Source organism: Bacillus cereus group sp. Bc061 (assembly GCF_027715825.1).
Classification (GTDB): domain Bacteria; phylum Bacillota; class Bacilli; order Bacillales; family Bacillaceae_G; genus Bacillus_A; species Bacillus_A paranthracis.
Genome location: NZ_JAQFTZ010000009.1, coordinates 59603 through 73678 on the forward strand (window position 1 = coordinate 59603; position 14076 = coordinate 73678).

The following is a 14076-nucleotide window of genomic DNA, read 5'->3' on the forward strand; positions in this document are numbered from 1 at the left end:
GAATGGGGGAAGAAACAGTGAAATGGGGGAAGGTTCTTACTTCAATCATACTTTTAAGTGTATCGTGCTTATTTATTGATTCAAAAGATAATTCTATATTAGCTGATCAAATAGTAAAACAGCAAAATGGTATTCCAACACTCACTGCAAACGGAAAAGAAAATGAAGTAAAGCTAGAGTGGGCGATTGATATCTTAGAGCAGGACGTATTATGGAAAATTGATTTTAATAACCCAAAAGACGTTAATTTGATGAGTGGTTGGGGAGAATTTTACGGAAACGGAAATCAAAGTTTACAGTCTGAAGTCTTTTATCCAAATGGTACAGATACCAGTGGATATAAAGTGTTTGATACAAAGCTAGGGGGGAATCGAGTTTTATATCCTTACACTGTAAGGTCAAACTCTATAGCTGTTTTTAAGAGATTAAACGTGCCCAATAATGCTTATATTTCGGCAACCTTTAAGGCAAAGTCACAAGGATTGGGAAGAATTAGTTTTTATGGTGATGGAAGCTGGGAAACAGGAAGAGAATTTGATTATTATGAAGCTAACGTTTTAAAAGATGTGCCTAGCGGTTCTAAAGAAATAGAGATTAATAATATATCTCTATTTCCAGAAAGAGAAGCAGGTACGAACATTCCAAGGGACAGAAAACATATAACTTCAGATATAAACAAAGATGTGTATCAAGATTCCCCTATGGTGGATAAAGTAATTCCATATCAAGATGGTTCAGGAAAAGGGAAATTAATTTTGAATAGTCCAGTTGTTAATTCAATTAAACAAGGGGAGCGCCTAAAAGCAAGAAGATGGGCAGCACCTATCCAATTGCCAAATAATCGAACCATTACGAAGAATGATACCAATAAAGATATAAATGGATGGTCTACGTTTAGTATGAATACTCAAGTTGCAAATAATCCGTTTTATATTACCGATCAACGAGGTGTAACTTTTTATATGCTTGCGTATTCAGAAGGGATTACCTATGTAGATGAGTTAAAAGTGGGGTATGCATCGGAAGCAGAAGTATACAGGGGGAATCAGCAAATATATAAAGGAAGACTCTCTGACTATGTAGATAAAGAAGCAAAGGATCAGGTAGTGCCAACAACACCAGAAAGCTTCCAAATTGAAAATAGAGAACTCAAAGAAACTAAAGTAACGTTTGCCCCTGCGAAAGATGATGGGAGTACCTATCATTATAAAATTCGTGGAGTTGGTAGGAATGGCGTTTCAGACTTTTCTAAGGAAGTTCCTGCAACTGTAACAAGTGGCGTAAAGGGATATGAATATGTAGTAAATGATAAATCCGATACATCACTTGATAAAGTAAGTGGTGTTCAGTTTACAAATCAGACTAGCATTCATTTTCCAACTGATTATGCGAAAGCACAATATGTACATATCCGAACGGTAGATAAAGCTGGGAATAAAAGTGCGACAAAGCATATTTCTACCACACAAAAAGGGCAGGTAGACATGCTCACTGCGCCTAAAAGTGTAGAGTTTACGCCTATTCAACTAAATGGAGAAAAGCAAAATTCATTTGGTACATTAGGGAAACTCATGATACATGATAGTCGAAATCAAGCGGATGGATGGAGATTGAATATGACTATTTCTCCATTTACAGAGTCGAACATAGCAAGACAATTGCCAAAGGGTTCACTATCCTTAAAAAATCAGGTAAATGTAACAAAAGTAAAAGGTCCAGAGACAGGGAAACCTATCGTACAGATTCCAAATACGCCTATTGATAATGGGGCAGCACACACTATTATCCGGGCTTCGAAAGATGTAGCAATTGGAGAATATCAAGTCGATTTTGGACCAAATGGATTGCAGCTGCAATTAGATCCAGGGACAACTTATGTAGGGAAGAATAGGCAAGCCACTTATACTTCTACAGTCACTTGGTCTTTAGTGAGTGGACCGTAATAATCCATCAAAATAGGGAAAAATAAGGAGAAATAATTATGAGTATGTATGTAATAGGAATCCTAATAGGATATATGATCCTAAATGTATTCACTGATTTGAAATATAGAAAAACGAAAAATATATGGCATTTGCTATTCTTAATTGTAGGTATAGGAATCACGTATTTTGCTGGAATAAGAACAGGGAAAGAGATTTTAATTGTACTAGCCATGGCCTTAGCGTGTGGTTTGTTGTTAGAGACATTTAAATTTTCTTCACCTGGTGATACAAAAATGCTTGTGGTGGTAGCTATATATGTTAGTAATTTAGTAGAAGAATCAGCTATCCTTACCGCTATTACATTAACAGCTTTCCATTTACTATTCTTTTGGATTGCTAGTGTGTATCGATTAATTAAAATTTTAGGGTTTGTAGGAGCGATTAAGGACCAATTTGAGCATGCTGCTTCTATATTTGGGGCAAAACTACCAAAGAAAGAAATACAGCTGATACAGAGCTTTCCGGGGGCTTGTTCAATTTTATTAGGGGCAATTGTGTATATTGCTTTCACTATGTATCAAAACGGAGGTATGTTGGTTTGAACAGTAGAATCATTCATCAAAGAGAAACGTATATTTATTTCACGATATTCGCACTAGTAGGGGTACTTATTACAAATATGTTTATAAATATGGTGTTTATACTAGCGTATCCGCTACTTATCGGGTTAATTGTACAGGTTATTCTGCTTCAAAAGATAAAAAAACCGTTCTATCGGAGCGGAAAAGAATTAACGGAACAGTTAAAACTAAAAAATATATTCCTAGTAGAATCAAATATTTTAGGCGATGAAGAAGGAACTGTCTATGAGGTGCATCAAATGCCTTTTACATTCTCGAATGGACTAATTAATAAAGAGAAGAGTTATAAGGTAGTAAAACAAGATTATGAAAGAAAAGTAAAAGAAGATTTAACGAAAATTGCAAAATGGCAAGTTACAACAAAAGCTAGACTTGTTACGACAACCCATTTTCGTTTATATACAATTTGGCAGAAAAATAGTACAGGCTATCAATTAAAAAAAATAGAGGATTGTGTTGATCCGTATGCTAAGATGAACCTCATTCAATGGATGGTCGCTTCATTCTGTACGACTGGTCGTATTAAGTACGATAAGAAACCAAAAGAGTGGGCAAGCTATGAATGGATTACTTTAAGGTAAATAAAGAAGACAGAACGTAAAACTTCTGTCTTTTATTATTTTCTAAAAAAAAGACCTCCATGTAAAATGGAGATCTTTTTAAAATGACGATGAGATATGACTCAATATCTCGTGTAGGATACTTTAATTATACATAATTTCAAGAAAATGAAAAATAATAAGCTCAATGATACTATAAAATATTTGAAATGCTAAATTGTTGAAAAGTGGTATGGTGGATTGAATATATAAAAGCATTCTTACTTATGCTTAGTAAGAATGCTTTTATGATTTATGTAATTATTCTTCTTGGTGGTGACATTTTGATTGGTGAATTGATTTTAAGGTCATTAGGTGCATTAGGTACAAATTCATCACAAAAATAATTATGATAGTTTGCTATCCATGAATATTTTTTAAGTAATTTATGATTATTTGCATAGGTATCTAATGCACTTGCAATATTATCGCGATGCGTCTCTAAATGAAGTGTGACATCATCACTGTGCCATTCTAATAAGATATATAAGTAATTTAAAAACCATTCTCCATCCATATCCTCAAGTAATACAGAATTAAAGGGATTATCAGGTCGAGGGTCATAAGGTATATATTCATGCACTTTTTGTTTACATTTTTCACTTAGAATAATTCTAGGATAAACAGCTACTTGAGATTCTAGATCATATGCCGTAATCAATTCAGGGCCGAATACGGTTTCTTCATCCATAAAATGGTCACCAACACTTACTCCACCTCGAATAAAGAAGCCATCAAGTGTTAACAAGAATTGATATTCTGCTAGGTAAAGGAAAGTGGTTCCTAATTCTCCCTCTCCGTCTCCATAAATAGGCCATCCAATTACTACGTTGTCAGTAAAAACTTTAACTTTTGCTAACGACATTTGATTGGTAATAGCATGCCGAGCTTTGTTTAATGATGTATGTATCTGATTTAAAAATAAATCCCCTTCACCATTGTTAATCGCTCTCATACCCAGTTGAGAAAATCCTAATACATCGATAAAAGATACAACTGAAGGAATTAATCTAGGATTATTTGAATCATACTCTATTGGCAAAATATTCTACCTCCTTTATATATTGGTATTATACCGCTAAATAATATAAATATATAACGACACTTGATAATACTTAATAAATTTATTAATATATAACTATATTTATTGTTTAATTGATTCCGTTTATTCCCACACCTTATTGTGTTGTGGTTGAGTTGTAGAAGCAAGTTGCGTCTTGTTTCATTTATGAAAGGGCTTCTTTGAGCCGATTAGTGTATATATAGCTTATTTTGCTATGCACATTATTAATCGACTTGAAGAAGCCCTTTTTGTGTTGTTTTCAAGTCTGTTTGATTGTTAGAACCCATTATTACACTGGGCAAAAATTATTATTTAGGGGGATTTATTTATGAATATCAGTTATGAAGTATCTTTATTTTGTTCTGCGCATCCAGATGAACTTATTCCAAGTTTACGTGCATTACGAATGAGAGTTACAAAAGAAGGAGCATTTTGGGAACGAGATTGCTATCAGTTTTCCATTAAACCATCAAACTTGTCACAGCGAGCAGCAAAACAAGCAGGGGAAATCTATTTGTATCATGTTCATTTTAATGGATGTGTACGGGATTTCCTTTTTTTATTGGAAAGATGTTTTAGAGGAACGAGTTTTCGCTTCACTGCTATCCGTGGTTTTTTAGGTGTAGAAGGTTTTTCGCTTAAGAAATGGAAACCAATTCTACGTAATCACCACATAAACTCTGCAGATGTAGATTGTATTTTCAAGAAAGATGATCTTGTAATGATTGTGCATCAACATGGAGGTTTAGAGGTGGTTAAGCGTGCGGAAAAAGGCGAACAATTAAAAAAAGTAAACTTCTTAGAGGTAGATAGCTGGTTACAAGCACTAAATCCGACAAAAGAGGATCTATTCTCTTTAACAGGTGTGAGTGTGTCGTAATGAGTAATTTACATAACTATATGGAAGTGTACAGACAGAGGGAATGACAGAAATCCGTAGTGCAAAATGACTATGAATTTCTGTCTTTTATTTTATTCGGGAGGATTTTAGTATGAATTTATTTGAACTTTTTGGTTTAGAAGTAGGAGAAGACATAATGGTACAAGATGTGAGAACAGATAAACAAGTTCGCAATCGATACAGTTATGATGTAGGTGAGAAATTAGTGGGAGCAAAGAAAGAGATACGTGCTTTAAAAGAATCATTTTTGGTATCATTTTCTTTAGAAATTTTAGCTGAAATTGAAAAAGAATCTCCAGTAGAGGCGCTAAATGCATTGGATCGAAACACATTAATTCCATTCTCTTTTGAACATGAAAAAGAAAATGATATCCCGCCACGTGTTGCAAAGTTAAAACAGTTGCTAGTGGGCAGAATTAATAAGAAGCCAATTGTAGATACACCGACTGCAAGGAAACTATATGTTCAAGCATGTAGAAGAATATGGCATGATATACAGTCGGTACATACCTCAGAACAATGGGTAGATCTTGTGGTCTCTTATGGTATGGAAATGAACAATGGTTGGTCTGCATTTAGAAAAAATAAGGATGTAACATTCACATTTAAAAGAATGGTAGAGGAATATTTTGATGAGTTTATTGATGCAGATGGTATGGAGTTATTAATATTAGGTAAGAAATTCATATCACTTTGCACAAATTCAAAAAGTATTAATTCTACGTACCTTCGTGTATCACATGAACTAACATGGAATGATTTACTTACGAAAAAGGTTACGACTCGTAAGAAATCCGCAGCTGCTTGGAGTAGGAAACTGCCAGATACCCTGCAAAGAAAAGGGCCAGGAGTAGAAATTGCTACCAAACCTGAAGACGTAGTTGCTATGTTTGGGTTGAAGGGAATGCAATTTGGTCATTATTGCACCGAACAATATGCAAAAGAGCATATTGGGCATGTATCTGAAGCATTGCATGATTTAGCTCGTATATTGGGAATTCCACCTGAGTATATAGGGTTAGGAGGACGCTTAGGACTTGCGATTGGAGCGAGAGGAAGCGGCAATGCATTAGCACATTATGAACCTTCTACCAAAGTTATTAATTTAACTCGTGATAATGGAGTCGGGGCATTGTGTCATGAATGGGGACATGCATTGGATCATTTTTTATATGATTGTAGTCATGATTTTCAAAATGGTAGTCTTGCTTTCTTATCAAGTGGGAAGAGTATTGGGAATATCTTGCCTGCTATTATCAAGGAAAAGATGCAAGCTGTGTTAGATGCTTGTAAACAAGGAAAAGTGGCCAGAGTAATCAACGTGGAAAATGCCTACAGTAGAAAGTGGTATTTCTATAGTGGTGTTATCGATAGTTATGATGTGTTTAAAGGAAATATTTCAAATATTTTAGAATCACATCATGCTAGTTTGTGTAGGAAGCTTGATACTTTATCAGGAGCAACAAAGACACGTATGGAGCGTAAAATTGAAAAAGAATTTGAGAAAACCGCACAAATGTTAGCTGCATATCATTATAAAAAAACAGGCGAAAAACTTAGTGAAATACCCTATCTAGTGAAAGGGTCTATATATTTTGATACAGCCATTAAGTTAGATAAGAAGAGGACTAAAAAGTATTGGTCTACAAATCATGAGATGTTTGCTAGAGCATTTGAAGCATATGTAGAATCAGCTTTGCTAGATCAAGAACATAGAAACGATTATTTAGTTTGTGATACATATTCTTTTGTATATCCGTTAGGAGAACAAAGAGAACATCTAAATAGAAGTATAAAGAGTTTAATGGAAGTAGCTGTTCCATATATAATAAATAGTATACAAGGAGTGGGAAATGATGAATTATAACATACAAAAAGGACAATTTCGTTTAACAACTGCACATCCAAGAGGAAGTTGGTGGGAATTTTATCGTGTTCCATGCCCAATCTGTAATGGTATTGGAAACTGTATGCTGCATGTTTCACAGGAGAAAGTAGCATGTACCCGTGTGGAAAGTAAGTGGGTATACGGTAAAAATTCAAGTAATCCAAGTTATATTCATTATCTAAATGGTAAGAAGCAATACCAATTACCAGATGTAGATGTGGTAAAGGGGCATAGTAAGCGTAGTAACGAAGAATTAGATGCATTTAATCGTAATTTAATCGGATTTTTGCCGTTAGAGGAGAAGCACCATATACATTTACTACAAGATAGAAAAATGACTGAAGAAGAAGTACAGATACGTCAATATCGTTCTTTTTTAAAGCAACAAATTGTGTTGGAAGATGATAATACGTACACAACTATTTGGGAAAAGTTATTTAAACAAATTGGCAAAAAAGATTGTTGGAAGGGAATACCTGGCTTTTATGAAATGAAGAAAGGACAACTTTCTCTTCGTTTAATGGCAGGTTTTCCAGGAATTATGATTCCATTCCGAAACCAATATAATCAAATTGTTGGTTGGCAAGTACGTGTAGATGAAGTAAAGAACTCTGTTCATGTGAAATCTGGACCTACAGGTATACAAGCCGAACTACTACAACAGCCTAATATTGTGAAAATAACGAAAAACGGTGATTGTATCTATGAAGGAAAACTAGAAATAGGGAAAAATAAAGAATTATTAATCGGCGGGGAAAAAGTTGTTGTAAAGATACATAAAGGTCAAAAATACTTATGGATCTCTTCAGCAAATAAAAATGAAGGAACCGGTGCGGGAGGTAGTGAAAATCCACTTCCTGTACATGTAGCAGTACCAAGCTCACATTTGAAACATTGGAAGTCTGGTACGCTGCACAAAACAAAATCAGTAATGATTACAGAAGGGCCGATGAAGGCGGATTTGATTGCCGATTTACTTCCTCAAAGACTAAATAAAGAAGAAATAGCTAAAGTAGGGACAACAGTTCTTGCGATTCCGGGTGTAAATGCATGGAGAATCGTTATGCCAGTATTAAAAGATATGGGCGTAGAAAATGTATACTTAGCATTCGATGCTGACTTAGTAGAGAATGAAAAAGTAAGAGCCGCCTTAATTGCTTTTGCGACAGAGTTAAAGAAAGAGGGCTATAACGTAATTATTGCAGCATGGAACCCAGCACAAGGGAAAGGTTTAGATGATGCGATGCAAGCTTCTTTCAAGCCAGTTTTTCGCACAATATAAAAAATCGTTGTGAACTTAAAAGAAAGTTGTACACGTTAAAAGAAAGTTGTACATTTTACAACAAAGTAGCAGTATTAGTGTAAAACTTTCTTTTAACAATACACGTAACAGTTTAACTAGGGGACTTTATATAAAAGAAAGGTGTGTATTAAGTATATGGATATTATGCAACAATTAATGGACGTAGATAAAAAAGCGAGGGAACAAGAAAGAATGGAACTCATTCAACGATTTTATAATGAGGGAGTTTCTATCACGACAATTGCAAATGCGACAAATATGTGTGAAGAGGATATTTCTTATATATTAAGTAACTAGTAGCCATATTTGGTAGGAAAATAGAGGAGAAAAAGATAGAATTGTAATTCTATCTTTTTTTATGCTCTTAAATACAATCTTAAAACAAGAAAGGTAGAGGGAGAACATGAGTGTATATGTAAAAAAGAATCTAGTAAATTTACGAGTTGATTATGCTTTTAAGCGTTTGTTTGGAGTAGAGGGAAATGAAGATATATTAATTGGGTTTCTTAACGCGGTACTACAATCATCTATTGATGAAGAAATTACATCTTTGCACTTAGATGATCCGCATCTTCCAAGAGAGCAGAAGGATGATAAATTGTCTATTTTAGATTTGCGAGCTACGCTAAATAGTGGTATAAAAATTAATATAGAGATTCAAGTTCGAGACAAAAAAGATATGATAGAACGTTCTTTGTTCTATTGGTCAGGTATGTATTATTCTCAAATGACTCAAGGGATGAAATATACAGAATTAAGACCAACCATTTGTATTAATATAGTGGATTTCATTCTATTTCCAGAAGAGCAGGAGTTTCATAATATTAATACAGTGATGAACAAAAAATCTAAACGTATCATTACCGAAAATATGCAGTTGCATTTTCTTGAAATTCCAAAAGTAATTCAAGAATGGCAAGGAAAACGAATGGATCCGTGGGAAGATTCTTTAGCGCGTTGGTTACTATTATTTCCTGCGCATGAGGATGAGAGATTAACAACAATCCTGGAGGCGATAGCAATGGAAAAAGATCCAGTTTTGAAAAAAGCAATAGAGGATTGGGAGCGTTTAAGTAGCGATAAGGATTTTTTACGGTTATATGAGGCTAGAGAAAAAGCAATAAAAGATAGAATATCAGAAATAGAGACAGCAGAAGAAAGAGCTGCGAAAAAAGCTGCAGAAATAGCTACAGAAGAAACTAAAATTGCAACTAAGATAGAGATGATTGAAAGTATGTTTAAAATAGGATTACCTATAGAACAAATTGCAAAAGTTGCAGAATTAAGTGTTGAAGAGGTTAATGAAATTTTAAGAAATAAAAAGTAGATATAAATGATAAAAAACAGGTAATTGTGAGTACACACGATTACCTGTTTTTTTGATTTAATGAAAGTAAGTGAATAGATGTGAAGGAAGGGGGAATAGCTATGAAAGTAACAAGAGGAAATGCTATTTGAAGTGTGTAATTTTTACATACTCAATTATTCTGTTATTAAAAAAATATAAAGAATATAAGGGGAAGTTATTTGTATTATGAAAAAGAAAAATGAAGCATATTATGTACATGTGTATACGCTTAGAGACAAAAGCACAAAATCGATAAAAATAGAACCATGGCGCTCATTGAAAGAAGAAATGAATGTTTTGGGTCTTAAGGACAGCGATATTTTTCAAATTCAAATGGTATGGTACGATCCAAAAAAAGAGGATAAAAAGAAATGAAGTAAAACGGAACACGAAAAGTCCAATTTTATTTTTTAGGTGTAAATAAGGCTTGTTTTTTTAAAATCGTATTGCTATAATATAAATGTAATAAGATTTAACAATAAAATAAAAAATTAATCAGTTCGCATATAAGAGAAGACCTCAATATGCGCCATGTCCTTAGGGGACGTGTGCGTGTATTGGGGTCTTTTTGCGTTTTGCGAGCAAAAAACACCCGGAGGTGCAGGAATTATGTTGAATTGGTTGTCTGCAAAACTTATGACAACACCGGTAGGAGATTTTCTGCTGGCAAAAACTAGTTTTGAGAAAGGTCTTACTGGGCACACCAGTGGTACAGATGCTACCACTGTACAAAAAAGCATGAATACCCTTGTAACAACATTAATTGGTTTTGGGGGGATTTGGGTAGCGGCTTGCGTTGTATTTGCAGCTATTAAACTATCTGGTGCACAAGGGAAAAACCCTGAAAACCGTACACAAGCCATGATTGGTTTGGCTTGTGCGGCAATTGGAGGCTTTGTCATGATCAAAGCATACGACATCGCTGCTTGGGTTACAAAAATTTAACATAAGAGTTTATAAAAGCTCTCCTCTATTTGGGGAGAGCTTCTCTTATATAAGGGAGGAAACAAAATGAGAAAGGTTACCGTTCCTGTTGATATGACTTCGGAACAAAAAACGCTGTTAGGTGTGCTGAGCAAACGCCAATTGATTTATCTTTTAGGTGGAGGAGCATCCCTTTATTTATATGTACCATTCTTATGGCGGCTATTTGCACCTTTTAATGCGGCAGTAGCATTTTTTATTTGCTTAATTTTAGCAATACCAACAGTAGTAGTTGTAATAACGTTTGCTTTTATTTATAAAGAAAAACAACACATGTATTTAGACAAATTTTTACTTATCAAAATGCGTAGCCGTTCTGAAAAAGGCAAGTGGAGAAAAGGGTATGAGCCAATTACATGGGTAAAGGAGAATTTATAGATGTTAGAAATGATATATTTTGCACTGGTAGCCATTGTAGGGTTTTTCTTTTATCGGAAAATGAATGGAAAACCGCTATTTAGTTTTAAGAAAAAGGGCAAAAGTCAGAACGGGGTAGAGAAACGTACTGCTGAAAAAAATGGAAAGAAAAATAAAAAGAATACGCCTGCTACAGAGGAAATTGATGAGGATAATGTGGATTTCTTTAGTGCTTTTGTAGAAGACATTAAGGAAGTTGAAAATCATATGATTCGTTATCATGATGATACGTTTGTCCTAATCGCTGAGGCACACCCAGTAAACTATTACCTGCTTTCTAATGCGGAACAAGAAGCGATTGATATCAAAATTGAATCCTGGTTAACCACATTAGAGTTTAATACGAAGGTATATATCCAAAGTAAGTTTGTAGATTTAACAGATCCTGTACGAAAAATGACAGAAACAATGAAAGGTGCGAAGGACCTTACACCAGAGACAGTACTTTATGGGCAAGAAGTTATCGACAACTTAGAGTACTGGCAACGTTCGCAGCCTCGATATGAACAAAAGCGATATTTAATTTATCCATACAAAGTGGATATTAGCACGATTACAGCTGATACAGAGGAAGAATTGGAAGAAAAGATTGTAGATAAAGCGTTTAATGAATTATATCGTCGCTATAACGCTTCCCGAAATCTACTATCGAAAGCAAAAATTAGTGTAGAAATGTTAACGAAAGATAAATTAATAGAACTCTTATACGTAGCGTTTAACCGTCGTAAAGCGGTGAAAGCACGTTTCCAAGATTTAATTGAAAATGAGAACTTCTCTCTATATTCAACAGGTGAAACAAATGAGAGAAAACTAGAGTTAATGAAGAAAGTTCTATCGGAAGAAAAAGCTGAAAAATCAAATAATGGGGTGGCATAAGTATGAAATTGTTTGGAAAAAAGAAAAAAGAAAAAAAGAAATTAGAAGCTGAAAAGAATGATGAATTGGAACTAGATGAGGAAGAGTACGAACAAGAAGAAGTTCCGCCTCAATTAGAAAATCAAACAACTGTATTTGATGTCATTGCCCCAGAAGGAATGAAAATTGATGCAGAAGACTATGGGGTAATTAAGCAGTCATTAGGAAGTAATACTTTCTTCCGTCCATTTTATATTCCACGTGATGGATACCCTCGTATGATGCAGACCAATTGGCTGAACATGTTAACTTCAGCTGGAGAGGTTGATGTCATGATTGATATTCATAAAGAGCCAAAAGCAAAAGCGATGCGATCGTTAGATATGCAGCTGACGATGTTACGTTCGAACCTTTCTTTCCAACGTACACGCGGAAATATTGACCAAGAAAAAGACTTAGATGCAAAAATTCAGGATACAAACAATCTAATGGATGAAATTCAATTTAATGAGAATGACTCCTATATGGTAAGTACCATGGCGGTTGCGTATGCTGACTCAAAGAAAGAATTAGATGTCTTATGTGAGTATATCGAAGATGAAATGCAAGCATCTCACTTTAAAATAGCGAGTACTTGGAATCGTGTGAAGAGTGGCTTGAAAGCGGTTATGCCACTAGGTGCACCAAATACTCTGCAAGATACATATCGAAATATCGATAGACGTGCTCTATGTACATTTGCTCCCTTTGTATCAGGATCCGGAAGATTTAACGGTGGTATACCAATAGGAAAGAACAAAATTACTGGCCAAGTAGAATTTTTAAATTCATTTGGTAACGCAGATTATCGTCCACCAAACTATAACATTGGTGTGACAGGGATTTCAGGTTCCGGTAAAAGTTTACTCTTAAAAATGAAGCTAGCTCGTGAAACATCACTTGCAGATACACATGCGATGATCATAGATCCAGAGGGAGAATTCGTAAAAATCACCAAACGCTTAGGTGGTATTAACTTAAATATTTCACCTGAAAGTAATATCATTATTAACCCTTGTGCAATTGCAGTAACAGAACTTCAGATTACGGATAAAGATGAAGAGTTAGAAGCGCTTGAACAATATGACAAGAAAGAACTCGTAGAGCGTGATGGCGTGAAGTATGTAAGATTTGTACCTATTTTAGAGAAAATCAATGAAATACTAGGATTCTTTGACATTATTATTCGTGGACAAGATTTTGATCAACCAGGATTAAATGTATTCCAGCGCACAATGTTAGAAGATGCGATTCGTGAAGTATTCAGTAAACATGGTATTACTTCTCACCCTTCATCTTTATATACGGATGAAGTGAAGAAGGTAGACGGACAATTAATTCAGTCTCAAGTGAGAAAGCCAGAGCCAGAGTTAAAAGAAATTTATGATGTGATAGTGGAAAACCATGGAGACGATGTGAAAGCAGAAGAGTTAATTGCTGCGATTCGTCCGTTCTTACGTGATGGTTCAAAACCATTATTTGATGGACAAAGTAATTTTGGACGCGGTGTAGAAACACAGTTAAATGAATCACGTGTTGTTAACTTTAATATTAGTCATTTAGAAGAGGGCTTCTTAAAGCCAATCGCCTTCCACGTTATCCTGAACTATATTTGGGAGCATTGGATTAAGAGTCCAGAACACGCTATCAAACGAAAAGTGTTATATGTGGATGAGATGTGGCAGTTTATCGACTATGAACAAACGGTTAACTTCTTAGAAAAAGTAGCACGTCGTTCACGTAAAAGAAATGCCGGTATGTGTTGGGCAAGTCAGGACTTTGTTCGTATTTTAGAAAATGTGAAAGCACGTGGTATCTTGCAGTCTACTTTCTCTTATTTCTTCTTAGAGCAAAATAAGATTGATAAGAAAAAAATCCAAGAGAACTTTAACTTAACTGCTGGGGAGCTTGACATTATTCTCAACAATCCAGGGAAAGGTGAAGGGATTTTCCGCATAGGAGATAGTTCAGTTTGGATTCAAACAGATCCATCGGATAAAGAAATGATGTTCATTGAATCGAATGAAGCGGTACTACAAGAGCTTTTAAATAACATGAAGAAAGTACAAGGGTACGCAGGATAATAGCGTGCCTTTGAAAAGGAAGGTGAAAT

General features: G+C 34.8%; 14 protein-coding genes. 13 read left to right on the forward strand and 1 reads right to left on the reverse strand.

Annotated features, from left to right (window positions below; genetic code table 11):
• The first annotated feature begins 17 nt into the window (after positions 1-17).
• The 3 genes from PDQ40_RS22360 to PDQ40_RS22370 are packed head-to-tail and all read left to right on the forward strand — an operon-like array spanning position 18 to position 3147.
• The gene (locus PDQ40_RS22360) at positions 18-1943 is read left to right on the forward strand and encodes a WxL domain-containing protein (protein ID WP_242227935.1); all 1926 of its coding nucleotides are present in this window, start codon (positions 18-20) and stop codon (positions 1941-1943) included.
• Between the two features lie 38 nt (positions 1944-1981).
• Positions 1982-2527 (forward strand): hypothetical protein, encoded by a 546-nt coding sequence (locus tag PDQ40_RS22365; protein ID WP_046199588.1) that lies wholly within the window; start codon positions 1982-1984, stop codon positions 2525-2527.
• Complete coding sequence (locus PDQ40_RS22370) at positions 2524-3147, forward strand: hypothetical protein (RefSeq protein WP_242227934.1); 624 nt, start codon at positions 2524-2526, stop codon at positions 3145-3147. Before PDQ40_RS22365 ends, PDQ40_RS22370 begins: the two co-directional genes overlap by 4 nt.
• Before the next feature lie 271 nt (positions 3148-3418).
• Here PDQ40_RS22370 and PDQ40_RS22375 read toward each other — a convergent pair whose 3' ends face one another.
• Complete coding sequence (locus PDQ40_RS22375; protein ID WP_242227933.1) at positions 3419-4207, reverse strand: hypothetical protein; 789 nt, start codon at positions 4205-4207, stop codon at positions 3419-3421.
• 349 nt (positions 4208-4556) lie between these two features.
• Here PDQ40_RS22375 and PDQ40_RS22380 point away from each other — a divergent pair, with 349 nt between their 5' ends.
• The 10 genes from PDQ40_RS22380 to PDQ40_RS22425 all read left to right on the forward strand — a co-directional run bounded on the left by PDQ40_RS22380 (position 4557) and on the right by PDQ40_RS22425 (position 14047).
• Complete coding sequence (locus PDQ40_RS22380) at positions 4557-5108, forward strand: hypothetical protein (RefSeq protein WP_242227932.1); 552 nt, start codon at positions 4557-4559, stop codon at positions 5106-5108.
• Between the two features lie 112 nt (positions 5109-5220).
• The gene (locus PDQ40_RS22385; protein WP_242227931.1) at positions 5221-6996 is read left to right on the forward strand and encodes an LPD1 domain-containing protein; all 1776 of its coding nucleotides are present in this window, start codon (positions 5221-5223) and stop codon (positions 6994-6996) included.
• Positions 6986-8299 (forward strand): DUF3854 domain-containing protein, encoded by a 1314-nt coding sequence (locus PDQ40_RS22390; RefSeq protein ID WP_001108763.1) that lies wholly within the window; start codon positions 6986-6988, stop codon positions 8297-8299. The genes PDQ40_RS22385 and PDQ40_RS22390 overlap by 11 nt, the downstream gene beginning before the upstream one ends.
• Before the next feature lie 156 nt (positions 8300-8455).
• Positions 8456-8617, forward strand: a complete 162-nt coding sequence (locus tag PDQ40_RS22395) for a hypothetical protein (RefSeq protein WP_210626859.1) — start codon at positions 8456-8458, stop codon at positions 8615-8617.
• Between the two features lie 106 nt (positions 8618-8723).
• On the forward strand, positions 8724-9647 hold the full coding sequence (locus PDQ40_RS22400; RefSeq protein ID WP_242227930.1) for an Rpn family recombination-promoting nuclease/putative transposase: 924 nt from the start codon (positions 8724-8726) through the stop codon (positions 9645-9647).
• Positions 9648-9854: 207 nt separating this feature from the next.
• Positions 9855-10043: a hypothetical protein gene (locus PDQ40_RS22405; RefSeq protein WP_242227929.1), complete on the forward strand. Its 189-nt coding sequence runs from the start codon at positions 9855-9857 to the stop codon at positions 10041-10043.
• Between the two features lie 234 nt (positions 10044-10277).
• Positions 10278-10613 carry a hypothetical protein gene (locus PDQ40_RS22410; RefSeq protein WP_071722025.1) on the forward strand — a complete coding sequence of 112 codons (336 nt, stop codon included), beginning with the start codon at positions 10278-10280 and terminating at the stop codon, positions 10611-10613.
• A gap of 66 nt (positions 10614-10679) precedes the next feature.
• A complete protein-coding gene (locus PDQ40_RS22415) occupies positions 10680-11030 on the forward strand; it encodes a PrgI family protein (protein ID WP_046199528.1) in 351 nt (116 codons plus the stop codon).
• Complete coding sequence (locus PDQ40_RS22420) at positions 11031-11945, forward strand: hypothetical protein (protein ID WP_242227928.1); 915 nt, start codon at positions 11031-11033, stop codon at positions 11943-11945. It abuts the gene before it with no gap.
• A gap of 2 nt (positions 11946-11947) precedes the next feature.
• The gene (locus PDQ40_RS22425; protein ID WP_242227927.1) at positions 11948-14047 is read left to right on the forward strand and encodes a VirB4 family type IV secretion system protein; all 2100 of its coding nucleotides are present in this window, start codon (positions 11948-11950) and stop codon (positions 14045-14047) included.
• The last annotated feature ends 29 nt before the right edge of the window (positions 14048-14076 follow it).